At 40.0% G+C, this 22108-nt stretch carries 26 protein-coding genes and 1 rRNA gene; 17 read left to right on the top strand and 10 right to left on the bottom strand.

Features of this window, described 5'->3' with window-relative positions; all coding sequences use genetic code 11:
* The first annotated feature begins 80 nt into the window (after positions 1 to 80).
* From J7Q84_RS13190 to J7Q84_RS13160, 7 genes are read left to right on the top strand one after another with little or no spacing between them, the layout of a single operon-like run.
* A complete protein-coding gene (locus J7Q84_RS13190) occupies positions 81 to 1556 on the top strand; it encodes an aldehyde dehydrogenase (protein WP_209095036.1) in 1476 nt (491 codons plus the stop codon).
* 27 nt (positions 1557 to 1583) lie between these two features.
* Positions 1584 to 2360, top strand: coding sequence for a 2-keto-4-pentenoate hydratase (locus tag J7Q84_RS13185; RefSeq protein ID WP_481747554.1), 777 nt, complete (start codon positions 1584 to 1586; stop codon positions 2358 to 2360).
* Positions 2361 to 2381: 21 nt separating this feature from the next.
* Entirely contained in the window at positions 2382 to 3281 is a 900-nt protein-coding gene (locus tag J7Q84_RS13180) for an acetaldehyde dehydrogenase (acetylating) (protein WP_209095035.1), read from the top strand.
* Between the two features lie 23 nt (positions 3282 to 3304).
* The gene (gene dmpG / locus J7Q84_RS13175) at positions 3305 to 4324 is read left to right on the top strand and encodes a 4-hydroxy-2-oxovalerate aldolase (protein ID WP_209095034.1); all 1020 of its coding nucleotides are present in this window, start codon (positions 3305 to 3307) and stop codon (positions 4322 to 4324) included.
* A 15-nt stretch (positions 4325 to 4339) separates the two neighbouring features.
* The gene (locus J7Q84_RS13170) at positions 4340 to 5110 is read left to right on the top strand and encodes a 2-keto-4-pentenoate hydratase (RefSeq protein ID WP_348519855.1); all 771 of its coding nucleotides are present in this window, start codon (positions 4340 to 4342) and stop codon (positions 5108 to 5110) included.
* A 5-nt stretch (positions 5111 to 5115) separates the two neighbouring features.
* Entirely contained in the window at positions 5116 to 5307 is a 192-nt protein-coding gene (locus J7Q84_RS13165; RefSeq protein WP_209095033.1) for a 2-hydroxymuconate tautomerase, read from the top strand.
* Positions 5308 to 5336: 29 nt separating this feature from the next.
* Positions 5337 to 5456: a hypothetical protein gene (locus J7Q84_RS13160; protein WP_247739258.1), complete on the top strand. Its 120-nt coding sequence runs from the start codon at positions 5337 to 5339 to the stop codon at positions 5454 to 5456.
* Positions 5457 to 5572: 116 nt separating this feature from the next.
* Here the strand turns inward: J7Q84_RS13160 and J7Q84_RS13155 are convergent, their stop codons facing one another.
* The gene (locus J7Q84_RS13155) at positions 5573 to 6898 is read right to left on the bottom strand and encodes an ArsB/NhaD family transporter (RefSeq protein WP_209095032.1); all 1326 of its coding nucleotides are present in this window, start codon (positions 6896 to 6898) and stop codon (positions 5573 to 5575) included.
* Positions 6899 to 7377: 479 nt separating this feature from the next.
* Here J7Q84_RS13155 and kapD point away from each other — a divergent pair, with 479 nt between their 5' ends.
* Positions 7378 to 8001, top strand: a complete 624-nt coding sequence (gene kapD, locus J7Q84_RS13150; RefSeq protein WP_209095031.1) for a 3'-5' exonuclease KapD — start codon at positions 7378 to 7380, stop codon at positions 7999 to 8001.
* 41 nt (positions 8002 to 8042) lie between these two features.
* On the opposite strand, the gene kapB is transcribed toward kapD, so the two are convergent.
* Positions 8043 to 8423, bottom strand: a complete 381-nt coding sequence (kapB, locus tag J7Q84_RS13145) for a kinase-associated lipoprotein KapB (RefSeq protein ID WP_209095030.1) — start codon at positions 8421 to 8423, stop codon at positions 8043 to 8045.
* A gap of 173 nt (positions 8424 to 8596) precedes the next feature.
* Between kapB and J7Q84_RS13140 the strand changes: the two genes are divergently transcribed.
* The gene (locus tag J7Q84_RS13140; RefSeq protein WP_209095029.1) at positions 8597 to 8803 is read left to right on the top strand and encodes a hypothetical protein; all 207 of its coding nucleotides are present in this window, start codon (positions 8597 to 8599) and stop codon (positions 8801 to 8803) included.
* A 149-nt stretch (positions 8804 to 8952) separates the two neighbouring features.
* A complete protein-coding gene (locus tag J7Q84_RS13135) occupies positions 8953 to 9492 on the top strand; it encodes a superoxide dismutase family protein (protein WP_209095028.1) in 540 nt (179 codons plus the stop codon).
* A 15-nt stretch (positions 9493 to 9507) separates the two neighbouring features.
* Here J7Q84_RS13135 and J7Q84_RS13130 read toward each other — a convergent pair whose 3' ends face one another.
* Positions 9508 to 10680 (bottom strand): MalY/PatB family protein, encoded by a 1173-nt coding sequence (locus tag J7Q84_RS13130; protein ID WP_209095027.1) that lies wholly within the window; start codon positions 10678 to 10680, stop codon positions 9508 to 9510.
* 205 nt (positions 10681 to 10885) lie between these two features.
* Between J7Q84_RS13130 and J7Q84_RS13125 the strand changes: the two genes are divergently transcribed.
* Positions 10886 to 11140: a DUF1871 family protein gene (locus J7Q84_RS13125; protein WP_247739257.1), complete on the top strand. Its 255-nt coding sequence runs from the start codon at positions 10886 to 10888 to the stop codon at positions 11138 to 11140.
* An 88-nt stretch (positions 11141 to 11228) separates the two neighbouring features.
* Here the strand turns inward: J7Q84_RS13125 and J7Q84_RS13120 are convergent, their stop codons facing one another.
* Positions 11229 to 12068, bottom strand: a complete 840-nt coding sequence (locus J7Q84_RS13120; protein WP_209095026.1) for an alpha/beta fold hydrolase — start codon at positions 12066 to 12068, stop codon at positions 11229 to 11231.
* A gap of 134 nt (positions 12069 to 12202) precedes the next feature.
* The gene (locus J7Q84_RS13115; RefSeq protein ID WP_481747553.1) at positions 12203 to 13216 is read right to left on the bottom strand and encodes a 2-hydroxyacid dehydrogenase; all 1014 of its coding nucleotides are present in this window, start codon (positions 13214 to 13216) and stop codon (positions 12203 to 12205) included.
* A 288-nt stretch (positions 13217 to 13504) separates the two neighbouring features.
* On the opposite strand from J7Q84_RS13115, the gene J7Q84_RS13110 reads away from it, so the two are divergent.
* Together J7Q84_RS13110 and yugI are read left to right on the top strand one after the other, a co-directional pair.
* Entirely contained in the window at positions 13505 to 14125 is a 621-nt protein-coding gene (locus J7Q84_RS13110) for a MerR family transcriptional regulator (RefSeq protein ID WP_348519854.1), read from the top strand.
* A gap of 347 nt (positions 14126 to 14472) precedes the next feature.
* On the top strand, positions 14473 to 14853 hold the full coding sequence (gene yugI / locus J7Q84_RS13105) for a S1 domain-containing post-transcriptional regulator GSP13 (protein WP_209095023.1): 381 nt from the start codon (positions 14473 to 14475) through the stop codon (positions 14851 to 14853).
* On the opposite strand, the gene J7Q84_RS18610 is transcribed toward yugI, so the two are convergent.
* From J7Q84_RS18610 to J7Q84_RS13090, 3 genes are all read right to left on the bottom strand, one after another.
* Positions 14783 to 15286, bottom strand: a complete 504-nt coding sequence (locus J7Q84_RS18610) for a spore germination protein (protein WP_209095022.1) — start codon at positions 15284 to 15286, stop codon at positions 14783 to 14785. The two genes, yugI and J7Q84_RS18610, sit on opposite strands and share 71 nt — an antisense overlap.
* Positions 15255 to 15872, bottom strand: a complete 618-nt coding sequence (locus J7Q84_RS18605) for a spore germination protein (protein WP_348519857.1) — start codon at positions 15870 to 15872, stop codon at positions 15255 to 15257. Before J7Q84_RS18605 ends, J7Q84_RS18610 begins: the two co-directional genes overlap by 32 nt.
* Before the next feature lie 321 nt (positions 15873 to 16193).
* The gene (locus J7Q84_RS13090) at positions 16194 to 16427 is read right to left on the bottom strand and encodes a DUF378 domain-containing protein (RefSeq protein WP_209095020.1); all 234 of its coding nucleotides are present in this window, start codon (positions 16425 to 16427) and stop codon (positions 16194 to 16196) included.
* Between the two features lie 133 nt (positions 16428 to 16560).
* Between J7Q84_RS13090 and J7Q84_RS13085 the strand changes: the two genes are divergently transcribed.
* The 3 genes from J7Q84_RS13085 to J7Q84_RS13075 all read left to right on the top strand — a co-directional run bounded on the left by J7Q84_RS13085 (position 16561) and on the right by J7Q84_RS13075 (position 19772).
* Positions 16561 to 17724, top strand: a complete 1164-nt coding sequence (locus tag J7Q84_RS13085) for an iron-containing alcohol dehydrogenase (protein WP_209095019.1) — start codon at positions 16561 to 16563, stop codon at positions 17722 to 17724.
* A 178-nt stretch (positions 17725 to 17902) separates the two neighbouring features.
* Positions 17903 to 19255, top strand: a complete 1353-nt coding sequence (locus J7Q84_RS13080) for a glucose-6-phosphate isomerase (protein ID WP_209095018.1) — start codon at positions 17903 to 17905, stop codon at positions 19253 to 19255.
* 106 nt (positions 19256 to 19361) lie between these two features.
* The gene (locus tag J7Q84_RS13075; protein WP_209095017.1) at positions 19362 to 19772 is read left to right on the top strand and encodes a YugN-like family protein; all 411 of its coding nucleotides are present in this window, start codon (positions 19362 to 19364) and stop codon (positions 19770 to 19772) included.
* Here the strand turns inward: J7Q84_RS13075 and J7Q84_RS13070 are convergent.
* The gene (locus J7Q84_RS13070) at positions 19762 to 20757 is read right to left on the bottom strand and encodes a potassium channel family protein (protein ID WP_247739256.1); all 996 of its coding nucleotides are present in this window, start codon (positions 20755 to 20757) and stop codon (positions 19762 to 19764) included. The genes J7Q84_RS13075 and J7Q84_RS13070 overlap by 11 nt on opposite strands.
* A 79-nt stretch (positions 20758 to 20836) precedes the next feature.
* Positions 20837 to 21517: an MgtC/SapB family protein gene (locus J7Q84_RS13065; RefSeq protein WP_209095016.1), complete on the bottom strand. Its 681-nt coding sequence runs from the start codon at positions 21515 to 21517 to the stop codon at positions 20837 to 20839.
* Positions 21518 to 21983: 466 nt separating this feature from the next.
* Here J7Q84_RS13065 and J7Q84_RS13060 point away from each other — a divergent pair.
* A 16S ribosomal RNA gene (locus J7Q84_RS13060) occupies positions 21984 to 22108 on the top strand; the annotation flags it as partial.

The raw sequence follows: 22108 nt of genomic DNA, 5'->3' as shown, positions 1-22108 counted from the left end.
AGGTAAACATATGGTGACACTTATGTCACCATATGTTCTTTCATGATACGGATTTTAATATAAGAAAGGGAGATTTGTTCATGCAGCTAAAAGAAAAAGTAGTAAAAAAGATTCAGCCGATTAATTGCCGGCATTTTATTGACGGACAATATGTAGATTCTATTCATTTCAAAACCTTTGAAAATATAAATCCAGCAACAGAAGAAGTATTAGGGACAGTTGCTGAAGGAGGAAAGGAAGACGTAGATTTAGCAGTAGCGGCGGCGAAACGAGCTTTAAAGGGACCGTGGAAAACCTTCACCACTAAAGAGCGCTCTAATGTTTTGAGACGGATTGGTGATCTTATTTTGGAGAGAAAAGAGGAGCTAGCAGTACTAGAAGCACTAGATACAGGTAAGCCGTATGAGCTGGCGTTGGAAGTTGATATCACTCGCTCTGCTTATAATTTTCATTTTTTCGCTGATTTTCTTACATCCATGGGAACGGAAGCATATCAGCAAGATGACAAAGCCATCCACTATGGTATTCGACGTCCTGTAGGGGTAGTCGGCATGATTAATCCTTGGAATTTGCCGTTGCTTTTATTGACTTGGAAGTTGGCACCTTGTCTTGCAGCGGGTAACACAGCGGTCATGAAGCCTGCAGAGTGGACTCCTATGACAGCGACAGTATTAGCTGAGATTTGTAAAGAGGCTGGAGTACCGGATGGTGTGGTTAATCTTGTTCATGGCTTTGGTGCAAATTCAGCAGGTGCTGCTTTAACAGAACACCCTGATGTAGATGCTATCACCTTTACAGGAGAGACGAAAACAGGTACAGCCATTATGAAAGCTGCTGCGCCAACGTTAAAGAAGCTTTCCTATGAACTGGGCGGTAAAAATCCAAATATTATATTTGCAGATTCAGATTTGGATGAGGTAGTGGAAACAACGTTAAAATCGAGTTTTATGAACCAAGGAGAAGTCTGTCTGTGCGGTTCTCGCATTTATGTAGAGAGCTCTGCATATGAAGCATTTTTAGAAAAATTTGTGGCAAAGACAAAGGAGCTGCAAACAGGAGACCCATTTGATGCAAACACTACAGTAGGCGCCGTCATTAGTAAAGAGCACTACGAGAAGGTAAATGGATATATTCAAGTGGCTATTGAAGAAGGCGGGAACATTTTAACGGGCGGGGGACGTCCGAAGGAAATGGAAAAAGGCTTCTTCATCGAGCCGACTATTATAACAGGATTGGATAAAAACTCACGTTGTGTGCGAGAAGAAATTTTTGGGCCGGTTGTGACTGTTATTCCGTTTGAGACAGAAGAGGAAGTAATTGAGCAGGCTAATGATACTCATTATGGATTAGGCACATCTATTTGGACGAATGATTTGCGAAGAGCGCATCGCGTTGCTCATCAAATTGAGGCAGGAATCATTTGGGTCAATACGTGGTATTTACGTGATTTACGGACGCCGTTTGGTGGGATGAAGCAAAGTGGACTTGGACGAGAAGGCGGCATGCACAGCTTTGAATTTTACAGTGAGTTATCAAATGTAACCATTAAATTGTAAAGAATACGGAGGCGTTCATTTTTGAATATACGAGTGAAGGAGTTTTCAGATTATCTTGAGAGTGCACAAGAGAAACGTCAAGGAGTTCAGCCGTTGACGAAGCTGGACCCTGCTTTTGGGATTGAAGATGCATATCAAGTGCAATTGACCACTATTCAAAAGAAAGTAGCAGCCGGACAGTGTATTGTCGGAAAAAAAATCGGCCTTACCTCTTTAGCAATGCAAGAGTTGCTTGGGGTAAACGAGCCGGATTACGGGCATTTGCTGGATGGGATGATTGTTGAGAATGGAGGAAGTATTTCCTTTGATCGTGTGCTGCAGCCGAAAGTGGAGGCTGAAGTCGCATTTGTTTTAAAAAAGGATTTACAAGGACCCAATATAACGATTGAGGATGTACTAGAGGCAACTGATTATGTGCTGCCGGCACTTGAAATTGTCGACAGCAGAATCGAAGATTGGAACATTACTTTATCTGATACAGTTGCGGATAATGCTTCTTCCGGCCTTTATGTTCTAGGAACTACTCCTGTACGAGCAGAAGAGGTGAACCTTGCTGAAATCGGGATGGAGCTTTATAAAAATGGTGAGCTCATGAACACGGGTAGGGGCTCAGCGGCACTAGGTCATCCTGCCTCTTGTGTAGCCTGGCTTGCGAATAAGCTTACAGAATTCGGTGTCACTTTAAGAGCTGGAGAAGTGATTTTATCAGGTGCATTATCAGCTGCGGTGAATGCAGAGCCTGGTGATGTGTTTCGTACAAAAATAGATGTATTAGGAGAAGTGAGTGTACGGTTCCTGCCATAATAAATAAGGAAGTGATAAGATATGGAAAAAGTGAAGGTCGGTATTATTGGCTCAGGAAATATAGGAACGGATTTAATGCTGAAGCTGCACCGTTCTAACCTCTTAGAAATGACGACAATGATTGGGATTGATCCTCAATCAGATGGATTAAGACGTGCAAAGGCATACGGTCATAATGTAATTGTGAACGGCATTGAGGGGTTTTTGGAACGCCCGGAGTTAGCAGATATTCTGTTTGATGCTACGTCAGCGAAAACGCATCAACGTCATGCTGAATTATTGAAAGGTACCGGAAAACAATTGGTGGATTTAACGCCGGCTGCAATAGGCCCATTTGTTGTACCGCCGGTTAATTTAGGGGCTCATATCGACGAGCCTGTTGTCAATATGATTACGTGCGGAGGACAAGCAACGATTCCAATTGTTCATGCGGTCAATCAAGTAAGTCCAGTAGAATATGCGGAGATTGTCGCAACTATTGCGAGTAAAAGTGCAGGTCCTGGAACACGTGCTAATATTGATGAATTTACAGTTACAACAGCTCGAGCGATTGAAGAAATCGGTGGTGCGAAGAAGGGGAAAGCCATCATTATTCTGAATCCTGCAGAGCCGCCAATTATCATGAGGGATACAGTGTATTGTCTTGTGGAAGAAGGTGCATTAAAGCAAAAAGAGATTACGGATTCCATTCATAGCATGGTCAAAGCAGTACAAGAATACGTTCCTGGTTATCGTTTACGTACTGAGCCGCTTTTTGAAGGTAATAAAATAACAATTTTTCTTGAAGTAGAAGGAGCGGGAGACTATCTGCCTAGCTATTCTGGAAACTTAGATATTATGACAGCATCTGCTGTTAAGGTTGTGGAAGAAATGGCAAAGCGCAAGCTAGCTCAAAAGACTCAGTCTGTAAAAATGGTGTAATACAAACAGAAAGGAGAATAATCATGACAAAACGTGATGTACTTATTACTGAAGTCGCGCTGAGAGACGGAAGTCATGCCCTCGCTCACAGCTACACTATCGATCAAGTGGTGAGCATAGCAAAAGGGTTGGACGAAGCGAATATTCCATATATTGAAGTGTCTCACGGAGATGGATTAGGCGGATCTTCTTTACAATATGGGTTATCTCGAACAGATGAAATGGAATTGATTAGTGCGGCTGTATCCGCATGTAATCACGCAAAAATTGCAGTATTGCTTCTGCCGGGGATAGGGACTGTAGAACATTTGAAAGAGGCTGCAAAACGTGGTGCAAAAATGGCGCGTATTGCGACCCATATTACAGAAGCTGACGTTTCAAGGCAGCATCTTTCCGTAGCAAAAGAATTAGGAATGGAGACAGTCGGATTTTTAATGATGGCCCATATGGCTCCGGTGGAAACATTAGTGGAGCAAGCTGTCTTAATGGAAAGTTATGGTGCTGATAGCGTTTATGTTGTAGATTCAGCCGGCGCATTATTGCCGCATCAGGTAAAAGAGCGTATACGAGCTTTGCGGAGCAGCTTGAATATTCCAATTGGCTTCCATGCACATAATAATCTTTCATTGGCAATGGCGAACACACTTGCAGCCATTGAAGAAGGAGCTACCCGGATTGATGGGAGCGTACGATGCTTAGGAGCGGGAGCGGGTAACACACAAACGGAGGTGTTAGCTGCTGTTCTGGATCGTTTAGGTATTGAAACCGGTATTGATGTATACAAAATGATGGATGTTGCAGAGGAATTGGTCGCTCCTATTTTGCCAAAGCCCCAGGAAATTACGAAAGGAAGTCTTGTATTAGGGTACGCAGGTGTGTATTCCAGCTTTTTATTGCACGCTAATCGGGCCGCTAAGCACTTTGGTTTAGATCCTCGCGATATTTTAGTAGAGCTTGGAAAGCGTAAAGTAGTCGGCGGGCAGGAAGATATGATTATAGACGTAGCAAGTGAAATTGCAAAAAAACAAGCAGCAACAGTTTAGAGAGGAGAATATATAGTGACTTTACAGCAAATTGCAAATCAAGTTTTTGTTCATCAGCAAACAGGTCAGGAAATGGGGAAGGTTACGCTTGCACATCCAACATTGAATGTACAGGATGCTTATGAAATTCAAAGATTGTGTATGGAGCAAGCTATAGCTAATGGAGATCGTCTGATTGGCTGGAAAATGGGATTAACAAGCAAGGCAAAGCAGCAATCTGTAGGGGTAGAAGAAGCAATCTACGGAAGGCTTACAGCGTCGATGGAATTAACAGAGCCTGTATTGAATCTCGAAGGATTGATTCATCCTCGTGTAGAGCCGGAATTTGCTTTTGTTATCAATAAAGAATTGAAAGGCGAACAGGTGACACCTCGTGATGTTTGGTTAGCTACGGAATGTATTTTTCCAGCTCTGGAAGTGATTGATAGCCGCTATAAAAACTTTTCCTTTACCTTGGTTGATGTTGTCGCTGACAATGCTTCTTCCTCCAAGTTTTTGCTCGGTAACCAGGCATTCTCACCATATTCCGTCTCTTGGGATAAAGTAGGAGTGGCTATGTACCGTAATGGCGAAAAAGTGCAATCGGGAGTAGGGGCCGCTGTGTTAGATCATCCTGTACGATCTATTGTAGAGCTCGTTAAAATGTTAAGCAGAAGCGGACTTTCCATTCAGCCAGGGATGGTAGTGCTGGCTGGGGGGATTACAGAAGCTATCAATGTTTATAGAGGTGATCATATCGAGGTTCAGTATGATCATATCGGCTCGTTAAGTCTGCAAGTCGGGTGACGGATATGCCTATTGCAAATATTCACATTCTAGAAGGAAGAAACGTAGAGCAGAAACGTCATCTTATAGCGGAAGTAACGGATGCAATCAGCCGCAGTCTTGGTGCAGATCCAAGTACTATAAAAGTACTATTAATTGAAATTCCGAAGGAAAATTGGGCTACAGCAGGTGTAACAAAAGCAGAAGAGAAAATCTGAAAAAGTGGTACTCATAGAATGGGGATCAAATGATGCAAGTACATATAGCACAACCTCCAGCTTTGACGGGTTCAGTTATCACTATTGGTGCGTTTGACGGAGTACATAGAGGGCATCAAGCAGTTATTCGCTTTCGTCTACTAGAATAAGAGAATTGGTGTCCCGAGGAGAGAATCAAAATTCCTTTTTTAGGATGACCTGTATAAGAGCAGGATAACAAACGCCCATGCTGATATAGGAGCATGGGCGTGAAGTATATAATTTTTTACATTAAATAGCGTAAGTAAATGTACACATGGGCGATAATCAACGAGACAATCGTAATAGGCGCGCCAAGCTTTAAGAATTTCATATAGCTGAAGCCATGGCCTTCACGACTTGCAATGCCTGCCACAATTACGTTTGCGGAGGCTCCGATAAGAGTGCCGTTTCCGCCAAGACAAGCACCGAGAGCCAATGACCACCATAGTACATCTATCTCAGCTGAAGAAGGTGTTAAGCCAAGTCCCACTGCCATATCGTTAATTAATGGAATCATTGTAGCGACAAACGGTATGTTATCGATAGTAGCAGAAGCGATTCCGGACACCCAAAGAATCAGAACTGATGCGAATTTAATATCTCCGCCAGTAATATCCAATACCTTTTGAGCCAACGTTTTAATTAAGCCGATATCTATTAAGCCTCCAACTAGTGTGAACAAACCTGCAAAGAAGAAAATAGTTACCCATTCTACGTGAGCGAATACTTCCTCAATGTCATGTTCCTTCACAGCAATCAGCATCAATACGGTTGCTCCTGTAATAGCAACCAATGCTGCATCCAAATGAAAAACGGAGTGGAGCACAAATCCAAGAATGGTAGCCCCTAATACAGCAAGTGATTTTTTCATTAGCACATGGTCTTTAATATATTGTTTTTCATCTAATCCCATTAGCTTTTGAATTTGAATCGCATCCGTTTTCAGCTGTTTGCGATAAAATAAGTAAATCATCACTGCTGTTACTGCAATAATGATTACTACAACCGGTGCAAGGTTTAATAAGAACGCATTAAAGTCCAAATGTTTATTGGCAGATCCAATCATAATATTTGGTGGGTCTCCGATAAGGGTTGCTGTACCCCCGATGTTAGAAAAAATGATTTCTGACATTAAATACGGCACAGGATTGACATTTAGGATTCGTGTGATGGATAAGGTGACCGGAACAACGAGCAAAACGGTTGTAACATTATCCAAGAAAGCGGATCCGACTGCAGTCAAAAGGGATAAAATGATTAAAATGTTAATAGGATTTCCCTTTGCCATTTTTGCAGACTTAATGGCTACGTATTGAAATACACCAGATTTACTCGTGATGTTCACTAAAATCATCATACCAATTAGGAGAGTAATAGTACCCCATTCAATATGATGGGTAAAGGCATTATGTAAATCAACAACGCCAATGATAACCATTAAGGAAGCGCCGAGAAGAGCAATTACAGCACGGTTTATTTTTTCTGAAATGATGAAGGCATAGGTGATTAAGAAGACAGCTATGGCTCCATAGTATTGTAAGTTAGAAACTTCATGAGTAGCTTCGTGCAAAGTGTTCATCTCCTTCCATATTTGTAGTGTGCACTTGTATCTGAAAATACAACCAGAGGAATTGATTGCGGTTTCAATTATATGATGAGACAGAGGATTCGACAAACGCACATACTAATTCATTATAAAAGAGATGATAGGGTATGTAAATGGAAACACATACGAATAAAACTTCTGAAGTGTGCGTGCAGAGGAAAAGAGAGAAAAGGCTTGGGGCAGCCCGGTAAAGGCCTCCTCATTATGCAATAGACATAAATTTAGAAATATTTTTTATTTCTGTCCTTGTCATTCTTGTTTTATGCAAATATTTGTCTAGATATCACATATACATAAGATACATAGTATATAACCTAAAGGGATTTGCTTGTGGGGAAGGTTCGTCTTGCCTGATATTTTGGGAATTTAAGGTCATTCATACAGGATTCTCATGTTATAATAATGCAAAAGACGGAACGAAAAATCATAAGGGACGGGATTGCATGCATGAACATCAATTTTTATTTCTAGATTTTGAGTTTACGATGCCGGAGAATAAGCATAAGCCAGCGGGATTTTACCAAGAAATTATTGAGGTCGGCATTGTGTCTGTTATTGCCGATAAGATTTGTGATACATTTTCTGCGTACGTAATGCCGGAGAAGTTTCCGAAGTTGACGGAAAGATGTAAAAACTTCTTGCACATTCCACAAGAGGAAATTGATATGGGCATTTCGTTCAAAGAGCTGACAGCGCATTTGGCGAAGTATGATGAAGCGTGTCCTAGCACTGTTGTGACGTGGGGGAATATGGACACGAAAGTATTACGGCACAATTGTGAAAAAGCAAAGATACCTTATCCGTTTAAAGGAAAGCATCGTGATTTGTCGCTTGAATATAAGCGTTTTTTCGGTGATCGCAATCAGACCGGTTTATGGAAAGCAATTGAAGCCTATGGAAAGGCGGGAACAGGAAAGCACCATCGAGCATTGGACGATGCATTGACGACATACAATATTTTTAAATTGGTAGAAAAGGATAAACAATATTTAGTGAAGCCTGCACCGGCGAAAATTGGAGATTTGGTAGATTTTTCGAAGCTGATGAAAAAAGTAAGTACGAATTAAAAGACCAAATTACTTGAATACAAGTAATTTGGTCTTTGTTTTTACAGCCTATAGTCTTGCTTTAGGCCTTCTAGGTTTTGTATGCACTTTTTTGCCCAAGGAGAACCGTCTGCATGCAGTTCCTCTATTTGTTTTTCGAGTGCAACTTGTAAAGAATACATATATTCCGGGATTTCCCCTTCAAATGGTTTGACCATCTGTGCAGGAATATTGGTTTGTTCACGAAATGCAAGAGCGCGGCGCTCATGAAACAGAGGGACATCTGTTTCTTTTGGGTTATGTAAATCGCCTTGTGTCGGATGCTTTAAAACCGCAAGTACCTTTACTAAATAGTGCTGCGGGCGAATATTAGTGATTTCACCAATATATTTTCCTGTTTTATATATCCCTGTGACAATGGTTCCTATTTTCAAATCTGGCATGTAATTTCCTCCTTTTTCTCCATGGTAAGCAAATATAAGCGGAAAAGTCAAAATGGAACCTTTCCCAAATCTTCCATGAAGCCTAGTTCCGTTTTTATTAGCAATTGTTTGGTACATTCTCTATAATGAGAATGGGATAACTTGTTCGACCGAAAGAAAGGGTGTGAAGTGCAATGATGCCATTTTTATATTTTCCTGAAAATAAATTGGAGTATATTCCAGCCGGTATTACATGCTTACTATTTATTATCGGCGCGTTTTTAACGTGGCGTGCATTTATGAGAGCGTCCAAACGGGAGCTGAAACAATTTCAGGAAATGGAACAGCGTATTGATCAAATCAATGGAACAGCAGAAAGTAATTCAAATCTGTTGAAGTAGAGCTTGCTTACGGGCAAGTTTTTTATTTTTATAGTAAGAAAATATGGAGGAAGCAGCTTCATGAATCCTGCAACTCTGAAATACAATATGTTTAGTCTGGAAAAAACAGGACAACCTAATAGTTGACTTTAGTGTTGGAGGTTCAGTTCATGAGAAAGCAGCTGGCAGGTGTAATGTTCCTCTGTCTTATGATAGGCGGATGTGACCAAGGACACCCCAAAAAAATGGAGGTTAAAATACGCAATGCAGATGGAGATGAAATTGGAACGGCAGATATAGCACAAGCTCCGCAAGGGCTGAAGATAAAAGTAAAGGCAGAAGGACTCGAGCCCGGAGTGCACGGCTGTCACATTCATGAAATCGGAGTGTGTAAGGGACCTGATTTTATTTCGTCAGGCAACCATTTCAACCCTGATAATAAAGAACATGGCCTCTTGAATCCAAAGGGAGCGGAGAATGGGGATTTACCTAACCTCATTGCCGACGACCAAGGTAAAGTGGATGCAGAAATTGCTGCTCCGAGTGTATCTCTTAAGGAAGGCAAAACATCCTTATGGCGTAAAGATGGAGCTTCTCTGATTATTACAGAAAATCTAGATGATGGCATGTCTCAGCCTTCTGGCGAATCAGGTAAGAGAATCGCCTGTGGTGTAATTGTCGACAAATCTACCAAAAATAAAACAAAATAAAGCGTGAGGACACCCTCACGCTTTATTTGTTGTTAAACATTCAACTGCATATTGTAATCTTTCAAGAGCAAGCTCTAGTGTTTGTCGAGGGCAGCCGATATTAATACGAATAAAGCCTTCGCCTCCCTGCCCAAATTTTTCACCCGGTTCAACAATAATTTTTCCTTTTTCACGAAGGAGCTGAAGACGTTCCTCTGATGATAGGTTAAGCTTGGAACAATCTACCCATAATAAGAAGGTTCCGTCTGGGTTATGGGCAGTAAGCTCAGGGATTTTATTGTTAATATATTCGTATGCGTATTTTGCATTTTCCTCTAGATAGCCAAGCAGTTCATGCAGCCACTCTTCGCATTTTGTATACGCTGTTTCGATAGCGAGTGCTGCAAATATATTGAGTGAACGAAATCCTTGACGGTGCTGTACGGCAGTGAACTGCTGACGAAGGGTTTCGTTTTTTATAATGACTGCCGATGCCTGTAGTCCCGCGAGACCAAAGGTTTTACTAGGTGCGATGAAAGTAATAGTACGATTTGAAAGCTCGTCTGAAAGGGATGCTATCGGAAAATGGGTATGTCCAGAAAAAATAATGTCACTATGAATTTCATCAGAAACGATTAAAACGTCATATGCTTCACAAAGCTGTCCGAGTAGTGTTAATTCCTCTTTGCTCCATACTCGTGCGATTGGATTGTGAGGGCTGCATAAAACCAAAAGCTTTACCCCTTGCTGAAATTGTTGCTCAAGCTGGTCAAAATCCATGTGGTATGTTCCGTCTCGCAGCAAGAGAGGGTTGTTGACTACTGTTCGCTTGTTGGAAGTAATCATCTCGAAAAACGGTGTGTACACTGGAGTTTGTACAAGTACTTTATCTCCTTCATTTGTAAAAGCTTGGATAGCAGTGCTTAAAGCCGGGACGATGCCAGCACTGAAGAGTATCCATTCGTTTTCAATGCTCCATTGATGCTGATGCCCCATCCAATAGCGGATAGCGTCTAACGTAGAGTCGGTACTGTATGTGTATCCGTATACATTATGATTAAGTCTATCTTGAAGCACTTGTTTAATTTCCTCTGGTGCCTGAAAATCCATATCGGCAATCCAAAGTGGAAGCATGTCCTGATCGTTATGAGTATCCCATTTTACTGAATTGCTTCCGTGGCGATTAATGACTGTATTAAATCTGCTCACTTTTTCTCCCCCTTGATAGTCGTTCTCTTTTAATATAGCTCACATGTCAAAAGAACTAAAGATATGATTTTATCCATGCGTTACATATATGAACAAAAAATCTTATTATTGGAATTTTTCATTTTGTTTCTTATGATTCAATCTCATGGTTGTCTTAGGTTATGTGGTAAGATAATAACAAACTTTAAAAATAAGGAGATATTTTATGGACAGTGCGTACGTGAAGATGATTAATCGAGTTAAAGAGTGGGATCCTCTTGGGTTCGGTATCGATTTTTATGAAACAGAGGCATGTGATGTAGTGAGTGTTGCTAGTGCGTTTGATGACGCAGATTATATTGCTAAAAAAATTCAAAACATTTATTTAGTATCCTTCGAAGAGCGAATTGCCATTGAAAAATGTAAGGCCCTCGCTTGTGAGCTTTTAGTTTTGAAAGAAGGAGGAAGTTGTGAGCTGTAACTAATAGCTATCCTCAGCAGGAGGGGCTAATCAATCCCTAGTTAGATTTGTAGCATAAAAGGAGAGACGGTATTCTACCGCTCTCCTTTTATGCTTTTGCAAATTCCATAATATTTTCAAAAATATGCTGTGGCTTTTCTTCTGGCAGCAAATGTCCTGTGTTTTTATAGGATATGAAGGTCGAGTTTGGCAAATCCCGATGAAGTCGTTTGCCGACGTTAATCGGTACGACACGGTCTTCTTCTCCCCAAATAAGAAGAGAGGGTGTTTGAATTTGCTGCAGATCAGAAGTAGGAAGATCTCCTTCCCGATCTCGTATCATGCGCGTCAGGGATTGAAAAATACGTTCATCATAAAATGGTTTTGCATAGCCCTCCATCATTTCATCATCAATTAACGAGTGATCGTATACTACATTTAAAAGATTGTGCCGTATGCCTTTTCTCGTAATCCAGTTCTTCACATAAAGATGGAAGAAGGGTAAGTATGATGAATAAATAAGAGGAAAGTTAGCTTTCGATAGATAGCCGGAGCTGCAAAGCAACACGGTTTTCTCAATCAAGTCTTGGCGTAATTTATTTACATACAGCGAAATTTGGCCGCCCATTGAATGGCCGATAAGCACGACATTAGAAAGCTTCAGATACTCAATCAATTCTATAACGATAGTGGCCATATTTCGGTATGAGTGAATGAAGCGAGTCGTTTTCTCGCTTTTTCCAAAGGGAGGCAAATCTAAGGCTACTACCGTATAATGCTTGGAAAGCAGCGGGATTAAATGCCGGAAGCTGAATGTGGAAGATAAAAATCCATGAATCAATACGAAGACCGGCTTTTTCTTATTCATTTCATAATTGTACAATTCATAATGAACTGTAATACCATGAGTGGTAAATGTGAAGTGAGAAGGGTTAGTTTTTACAGTCATAATCATCACTCCATGAGGTTTTTTCATATGTTGTCCATTCGCATTGTGAATATGCCTGCAGGAATAAGTTACCGTTTTACAACAGGATGAGGGAATCAACAAACAGCAAAAAGGCTGCTGATATTTGTCAGCAGCTATTTAAGTTCTTCTACAATATTAGGAGGAGTTTCACCGTGCAGCCCTTTTACAAGATTTTGTGCGGCAGTCATGGCCATGTTCACGCGTGTTTTTAATGTGGCTGAGCCAATATGGGGAAGAGTGACAACGTTTGGTAATGCTAGCAGTTGATTATCTTTTTCGATAGGCTCTTGTGTAAATGTATCGATACCTGCACCAAAAATCTTTCCTTGCCGCAGTGCTTGAATGAGTGCTTGTTCATCTACTGTTTGTCCACGAGATGCATTAATGAAGATGGCTGTGTTTTTCATTAAGGAAAATTCGTGTGGTCCGATAAGATGATAGGTTTCTGGTGTAAGGGGTGTCATCAGCACAATAAAATCCGATGCTTGCAGCAACTCGTCCAAAGAACAATACACAGCTCCAAAAGTCTGTTCGGCTTCTTTCTTCCGGTTTCGATTACAGTATAATACATTCATATCAAAGCCAAATTTCGCCCGTTTCGCTACAGCTTCTCCAATCCGGCCCATCCCGATAATCCCAACCGTCGCATGATGAACATCCAATCCGAAGTGTGCCCGTCCCATCTCTTTTTCCCAGCGCCCTGCTTTTACGTACGTATCCAGTTCACAGATACGGCGCGACACTGCTAGCATTAATCCGAAAATTAAATCTGCTACTGTGTCGTCCAATACATACGGGGTGTTTGTGCCGATTACATTATGCGCCTTCATAGCTTGTACATCAAAATTATCGTATCCGACTGAGATATTACTGACTACTTTTAGATGCGGTGCATGGGTCAATAATTCTTCGTCGATTTGTGCTCCGAAATTGAGTAGCCCTTGCTTATTTTTTACTTTCTCTAATAATACATCACGAGGAATTTTTCCTTGCTCATCCCATTTTTCATACTCAGCATGCTCCCCTATGTAAGCTTCGACATGTTTTGGTATCCGTTCTGCAATATATACTTTTGGTTTCATTCTATCTCCTCCTCGTATTACTCCACATGTTTGAAAAATAACCATCACTGAATAATCTTCTGACGGTTATATTTTCCCACAACAAAAGAAGCGGTTCAAATGATAATGTGTTTCCTTTGCTAAAGAAGAAGTTTGATGGAAGCAATCAAGCGCATTGACCGAGTTGTATCTAATGTGAAATGAGATCTACCCCATGCAGAATTTCATGCGCGGGGTATTTTTTATTAAAAATTAATTCAAGAAAAATGAAAAAGAGACTTGAACCTTACGCTGTGTCAGGGTGTATAGTGAAGGTGCCGGCAAATATCATTCGTACGAAATGAAGGGTTGATTGTGAGTCAAAGAAATTGGAAGGTAGGAGAGCTACCTAAACAAACAGGACTTACTGTGCGGATGCTCCATCACTACGATAAGATTGGATTGTTTTGCCCTTCACAGTATACAGATACGGGGCATAGGCTTTATACAGAAGCAGATATTGCCAGGCTTCAGCAAATTGTATCACTGAAGCAGCTCGGCTTCGGTTTGGAAGAGATTAAAAAAATCATAAATAAGTCAAATTTCAATCCGCTTGAAGTCGTTAAAGTACAGTTAGAGAGTGTAAAAGAACGTATTCGAGTGCAAGAGCAGCTATATGATCGATTAGAGAAAATATATGAACTGCTTAATTGTGAGCAGCAGGTAACACCGGAGCAATTTATTAATGTTATAGAGGTGATGAACATGAAGATAGACGGCTATTTTTCTCCTGGGCAATTGGCAGAGATGGCAAGACAGATGGGGGATTTAATAGAGCCTGAAAAAAGAAAAAAGTATGTACTAGAATGGTCGCAGTTGGTGAAACAGATGCGTGCAGAAATGGAAAAAGGGACGCCTGCTGAAACGTTGGATGTCACAAGGCTAGCTGAATTAACAGAGATGTTGACCGGCAGCGGAAGTCCACAAATAGTCTAAAGAGAACGCCGTATGCAGGATGTTAAGCATACGGCGTTCTTGTACGGTATACATAGATTTCGTGTTGGGCACAAACCAAGAGAAGTGGTGCAATAAATCATTGCATTATCTCAAGTTGTGTAAATAAAAAAGGACAAAGTGGATAAACACTTTGTCCAAAAAGGGGGGGAATACTAGAAAGCCATGTGTTAGTATTTTATCCTTTTGTTGCAAATAATATACATAAAAGCTAGAATACTTTTCTCTTTGTATCCACAGTTAGACACAAAATGTCTTTTTGAATCGGAATTCAAGTCGTGGTATAATTTACTAATATTAGAAAAAGGTAAACATATGGGAGTGTTTGTATGTCTGATAAATATCATAGAGGAACGATTGTGAAAGGAAAAGTGACGGGTATTCAAGGATATGGAGCTTTTGTTGCGTTAGATGAATCTACACAAGGGCTAGTGCATATTTCAGAAATTACGAACGGATATGTAAAAGATATTCATGATTTTTTAAAGATTGGAGAAGAAATTGAAGTTAAGGTGCTGACAGTGGATGAGCAGTCAGGCAAAATCAGCTTATCATTAAAAGCGACTAAGAATGAACCCCTAAGCAGATTCGAAAAAAAGCAAGCTACTATGAGAGTGCCAAAACCTGCTTCTGACGGGTTTAACACCTTGCAAAACAAACTTGAAGAATGGATTGCGCAATCCCAACATAGGGGAAATGCAGCGAAGTAAAGAGAAGGGACAAACCTTCTCTTTTTTGTTTAAAAGCCTTCCTCCTCATTAGTTCAATAATAGCGGGAAAGAGAACACTTTCTCGCTGTACGGCTAAGCTCATTAATAATCGAGTCGGTATCATCGCTTGATGATGTGTGATTAAGGCAAGAAAAAGTGCAGGGACGAGTAATGTCATAAAAAAAGATAAAAAGCGTAATAAGCGTAAAAATGCCCCTACAAGATACCGTTGGTAATAATCATCTAGTGATTGAAAAAACATTGGCAATGTAGTTGGGAGCACCAGCGCAACAGGTGTACCATCAATGAGAACCCCTATACGTCCTTCAAGCATATTGGCAGCTACTAGATCAGGACGCTCTGTATCTAAAACTGTAGGGAAAGGACTATAGATATTTGTTTCAATGAGAGATTCGATATAGATAGATTCCATTTATATTTTGAATTTTTTGTTTAACATTATCCAATATCTCGCGATTCACCTTGTTATCAACATAGGTAATAACTATGTTAGTGTGGGAGATATCTCCTGCCTTTTGCATTTCCATTTTCAAATGCGAATTTCGGATACGGTTGCGCAGTAAAGACATATTAGTTGCGATAGATTCAGTAAAGCTGTCTTTCGGTCCTCCAATAATTGTTTGTGCGGTTGACTCAGAAACAGAGCGGAATTGTCCACCTTTTGTATCAAGGAGAAGAACCTTAGAAATATGGTCCACAAAAATAGCAGTGTCCCCATTGAGGATTGCTAGCATCATTGCGTTCCATTCGGTTTCTGCTTGTACGTGAGATACACGAAAAGTATTCATCTTTAGTTCATCCCATAGAAATGATTCTTCTACCTCATCCATATTTTGAAGTTTCCATTTTTGTAATAATGGATTCATAACATTAAAACTAATGGATTCATTGCCAGAAATGCCTTGTATATGGATTAATGCAGCTTTTCTTTGCTTGGTTTGTCCCAATATTACATCTCGGATAATCAAGTCTGAACAGTATTGAAGATCCTCCTTCACATGCTGTAAGTTTGTCTGCAAGTCATACGAGATTGCTGTATGGGCCTTTGTTGTGCCTGACTGCTGTTTTCGACCGTATAATCATTTCATCTTTATCACCATACAAGTTTATTTAGTTGTACTATTTAAATCGAGTAACTATCGAGTTGTCGGCACAACCGTTCGTCAAAGTAATACATTACACAGCGATTGTTGTTTACTTCCATCAAAGTCTCAAAGCTGTTGTGATATCAACAAAAATGACGTGCCGATTTGCACGTCATTTTAACTGTTGTCCCAAATTTCAAATCAAAGCCGCGTGTTAACAATATTTATGGATGCTTAGTGTACATCTCTTGTTTCTGGATGAGTGCCAAGCTCTTCTGAAGGCTTGAATAATAACCCGAGATTAATGAGAGCAGAAAGTCCTACAATGCCGTATACAATTCTTGATAAGGCTGCATCTTGTCCACCGAAGATAGCAGCTACTAAGTCAAATTGAAAAAAACCGATAAGTCCCCAGTTTAATGCGCCAATTATAGTAAACACTAATGCAATACGTTGTAAAGTGCTCATATAGAATATCCTCCTTGCAATGAATGCTTCATTTATAGAATGCATGGAATGTAAAGTTATTATGCAAATTTTTTTGGAAAACAGAAGTTTTTTGATATGGTAAGGATATAAATCTCAAAAAGGAGTGAACAGATTGCAAAATTTCTCGTTTTATAACCCTACAAAATTGATTTTTGGAAAAGGTCAATTAACAGAACTAAAAACGGAGATCGTCAAGTATGGAACAAAGGTGCTGCTTGTATATGGAGGCGGCAGTATTAAGAAAAATGGTATTTATAATAATGTAATGTCTATTTTACAAGAGCAAAGTGCCGAAGTTTGGGAATTGAGCGGAGTGGAACCGAATCCGCGTCTGTCAACTGTTAAAGAAGGGGTTTCTATCTGTAAAGAAAATGGAATAGAGTTCTTATTGGCAGTTGGAGGCGGCAGTGTAATCGACTGTACCAAAGCTATCGCAGCTGGAGCTAAGTATGACGGGGATGTATGGGATTTTATGACGCGAAAAGCAGTCGCTCAAGAGGCGCTTCCCTTTGGAACAGTGTTGACATTAGCAGCGACAGGATCTGAAATGAACGCAGGCTCTGTAATTACAAACTGGGAAACAAAAGAAAAGTATGGATGGGGCAGCCCTGCGGTGTTCCCGAAATTTTCTATTTTGGACCCTGTACATACGTTTACGGTTCCGTTAAACCAAACAATTTATGGTATAGTTGATGTCATGTCTCATGTATTAGAATCGTATTTTCATCAAGGTACAAATACGCAGCTGCAGGATCGTTACTGTGAATCTTTATTAAAAACAGTAATCGAAACCGCACCAAAGCTGGTAAATGATTTAGAGAACTATGAGTATCGCGAAACAATTCTATATTGCGGTACCATGGCACTAAACGGTATTTTAGGAATGGGAGTACGCGGTGATTGGGCAACTCATAATATTGAGCATGCGGTGTCTGCTGTATACGATATTCCTCATGGGGGCGGTTTGGCCATTTTGTTCCCAAATTGGATGAAGCATGTGTTAGATGAAAATGTGGCCCGCTTTAAGCAATTTGCTGTTCGTGTCTTTGAAGTTGAAACAGAAGGCAAGACAGACCATGAGATTGCGATGGAAGGAATTGAGGCACTTCGTAATTTCTGGAACTCTATTGGAGCACCGTCCCGTCTAGCTGACTACGATATCGGCAGAGATAAGTTGGAAGTGATGGCTGACAAAGCGGTAGTATACGGCCCATTTGGTAACTTCAAAAAACTTGATAAAGAAGATGTGCTTGCGATTTATGAGGCGTCGTTATAAAAAAGAAAGGGTCAATGCTGCTGCATTGACTCTTTTTGTCGTTTTATGACCGTTTATAGAATTATTTATTTTGATGACGCTTTCAAGTAGCCGCCTTCTTGATTTACGTGCTGTGTTTCGTTAAAGTGTATACAGAATAAGGATTTTTGACCTAAATGGCCTAAATGGAGGGAAAAAGATGAGTACACATGTAAAGTTTGATTATTCCAAAGCATTATCATTTATTGGCGAGCATGAGCTTACATACCTGCGTGATGCTGTGAAGCTGTGCCATCACGTGATTCATGAACAAACAGGAGCAGGCAGCGACTTTTTAGGATGGGTTGAACTGCCGAATGACTACGACAAAGAAGAATTTGCACGTATTCAGAAGTGTGCAGAAAAGATTAAAAATGATTCTGACATTTTGCTAGTAATCGGAATTGGTGGCTCTTATTTAGGAGCACGTGCTGCTATCGAAATGTTAAATCATTCCTTTTACAATGTGCTGACGAAAGAACAGCGGAATACGCCGCAAGTTATTTTTGTCGGACAAAATATTAGCTCTACATACATGAAAGACTTATTGGATGTGTTAGAAGGTAAAGATTTCTCCATCAATGTTATTTCCAAATCTGGCACAACAACGGAGCCGGCGCTCGCGTTCCGTATTTTCCGTAAAGTATTAGAAGAGAAATATGGAAAAGAAGAAGCGAAACAGCGTATTTATGCAACAACAGATAAAGCGCGCGGAGCATTGAAAACATTTGCTGATGAAGAAGGATACGAAACATTTGTCATTCCTGACGATGTTGGCGGACGTTTTTCCGTATTAACAGCAGTGGGTTTGCTTCCAATTGCGGTAAGCGGTCTGAGCATTGAAGACATGATGAAGGGTGCTCAAAAAGCATATGAAGATTTTGGAAAGTCAGAGTTAGAAGAGAATCCTGCCTATCAATATGCAGCGGTTCGCAACGCCCTATATAATAAAGGGAAAACAATTGAAATGTTGGTGAACTATGAGCCGGCATTACAATATTTTGCAGAATGGTGGAAGCAATTGTTCGGTGAAAGTGAAGGGAAGGATCAAAAAGGTATTTACCCTTCTTCGGCAAACTTCTCTACGGATTTGCATTCATTAGGACAATACGTACAGGAAGGCCGCCGCGACTTATTTGAGACGGTTTTGAATTTAGAAAAACCTCGTCATGAACTGGAAATCCAAGCGGAGGCTACAGATTTAGACGGACTGAATTATTTAGCAGGGAGAACTGTAGATTTCGTAAATAAAAAAGCATTTGAGGGTACATTATTAGCTCATACTGATGGCGGAGTGCCTAACTTGATTGTGAACATTCCAGAGCTAAACGAATATACATTTGGTTATCTTGTATATTTCTTTGAAAAAGCTTGTGCGATGAGCGGCTACTTGCTTGGCGTGAATCCATTCGATCAACCAGGCGTGGAAGCATATAAAAAGAACATGTTTGCTCTTTTGGGCAAGCCAGGTTTTGAAGAATTGAAAGCACAATTAGAAGAGCGCTTAAAATAAGCGCAAAAAGACTTCGGTTTCTGCCGAAGTCTTTTTGTTTGCTAAAAATATCTATAGTAGGGAAAGCTACAGCATAGTAGCTCTCAAGCAGAAAGGAAGGAACAAAATGATACCAATTAAATCAAAAATTGAAGGAGAAGTATTTCAACTTTATAAATTGGAGCAGTTGTTAAAGCCACTTGGATATGTGATCGGCGGCAACTGGGATTACGATAAGGGAATGCTGGATTATCAAATTGATACAGAAAATGGATACCAGTTTTTACGTGTCCCGTTTGAAGCGGTAGATGGACAACTAGACTCTAAAGGGACAGTTGTGAAAATCGGTACACCGTATGTCTTATCTCACGAATATCAAGACAATCTTGATGATAATGTGAATACCTTAGCGGCAGGGCTTACTTCTCTTGATCAATTTTCTGAACCGAAAAACCCAGATGCTAAAGTTGCACAAAAATATGTGGATATCGGGCGAGCGTTGGTTCGAGAACTTGAGGAAACACTTCTTACCCCTTAAGAACGATAAACTTGTCCGTGCTTGACACAGTAAATGGATGAGGAGGATTAATTAAATTTTGTCCATTTTTTTTAACTCCAATAACAATCATATGTTGCTCAAGCAACTGCTGACTACAATCTCGGAATAGCCTCCCATCCATGCTATCAGAAACATCTACGAGCTGTATTTTTGTTGTACTCAATTGATTATAAATCTCTAAAAAGGTGGTCGATATTGTGGGGAATAACAATGATGTTGTTAATATATGACCTGTTATTTGATTAGTTTGCACAATCTCATCTGCTCCTGCCCGTTTTGCATTTTCTACTTGCTCCGAAGTGGTCATTTCTACAATACAATATAGATTTGGATTGATTCCTTTTGCTGTTAATATTGTTAAAATCGAGTGTGTATCGGCGGTACTTTCATTTTTTTCTTGATCAGCGGTAATTAAAATTGTGCTTGCATGAGCAATATTTGCTTTTTCAAAGGTTGCATCTTGATGAGGAGAACCTTTAATAAAAGGCAAGTATGCAAATGCTCTTGGAACATTTGGGAGTGTCTCATCTACTAAAATCAGTTTATGAGCAGAATTTAAGTGCTGCATTTGAAGAACGATATTTCTTGTGCGCTCGTTCCAACCGACAATAATAATATGGTCTGTAAACGAAAAGGCTTTTTCTCCTTTTATCTTAGAGTATTGCTGATTAACTAATTGTGTAGCGAAAGAAATCATATAATAGGAGCCTAGACCTGTGCCTGCTAAAATCATAATGATAGCAAATATTTTTCCGCCGAAGCTAAGGGGGACGTAATCTCCATAGCCAATAGTAAAAATTGTAACGATGGCCCACCAAATTCCATCAAAAAAAGTAGGAAACACTTTAGGTTCCATATAATGCATGATGATTCCGCAGAGAGTGACAACACTTCCCATTATAAGAATAATGCGAAGCAGAATAGAACTGCGAAATACCTCAGTGAATGTCGGGTTAGAGTTCAAAGGCTTTTCCTCCTGCTAGCTGTTGACTACCTCTTATTTTGTCCATATTCATCATCTAAAACACAGGAGAAAAGGAAAATTATAAACTTTCTACCTCTGTACCTTTAACATTGGTGATTTTATGGATAGCATAATAAATGTCTGTTGTGTGAAGCTTTTGGTTAACAGAAAGCTTTGCTTGGACAAAATGCTCGCCGCTTTCTAGTGTTTTAATCTTCATATTTTTGAGGCGGATATCCATGCTTTTGATTTCTTCAATCACTTTAGGGATGTTTTCCATATCATTTATGATAAGCTTTAATCCTATATCACGCTGCTGAAGAGATTTTGGTCCGATTACTCCTAGAATTAACGGGATAAGCTCCACGCTAACTATTAAAAAAACCATACCTGCTATCGCTTCAGCATAAAAATTTGCTCCTACTGCTATACCTATACCAGATGCCCCCCAAATCATAGCGGCTGTTGTCAATCCTGCAATGCTGTCGTTTCCCCTTCGCAGAATAACTCCGCCTCCTAAAAAGCCAATACCGCTTATAATTTGAGCGGTCAGACGCATAGGATCTGTACGGATTTTAGCATCATCAGGAACCATATAGGCAGATTCAATAGAAACAATCGTAAGAAGACAACTGATGATAGAAATAACCAAGCAGGTTTTTAGTCCAAGAGGTTTTCTTCTTAATTCCCTTTCTAGTCCGATAACCAATCCGAGTACAGCAGAAAGACCGAGTTTTATTAATATGTCTGTATAATCCATAACTAATCTCTCCTTTATCAATGTGCCAAAAGGTGTTGTTACTAAATATATGGGTCAGAGGAGGAGATAGTATTAGAAAGTGAAATCAAGGTACAGGTTATTTTTATTAGATTTATGAAAGCTTTTGGGCTTTAGAGCAAGAAAGGCAGGGAGAAGGAGTGAACGGTGAATGAGTTAGAATACACAAGGGGATTAATTCTCTTATTAGGAGCTATGGACGATGGTGTTTTTGAAAATATATTGAAATATAATTTTTTTTGAAAATAGGGTTGTGTTTTAAAAAAGTACATGGTATATTAATGTTCGTCGGTTCGACAGCAACGAAAAAAAGAGATGAAAACAGTAGTTGACATCGGATTGATGAAATGATATATTAAAAAAGTCGCTTTGAGCGGCACAGTGGTTCTTTGAAAACTGAACAAAACAAGAAACAAACGTCAAGTTTTAAATGAGCAAGTCAAACACTTTTATGGAGAGTTTGATCCTGGCTCAGGACGAACGCTGGCGGCGTGCCTAATACATGCAAGTCGAGCGAACTTCTTCGGAAGTTAGCGGCGGACGGGTGAGTAACACGTGGGTAACCTGCCTGTA

This window comes from Bacillus sp. 165, assembly GCF_017742235.1.
Taxonomy (GTDB): domain Bacteria; phylum Bacillota; class Bacilli; order Bacillales; family Bacillaceae_G; genus JAGHKQ01.
This window is presented reverse-complemented; position numbering and strand designations above follow the sequence as displayed.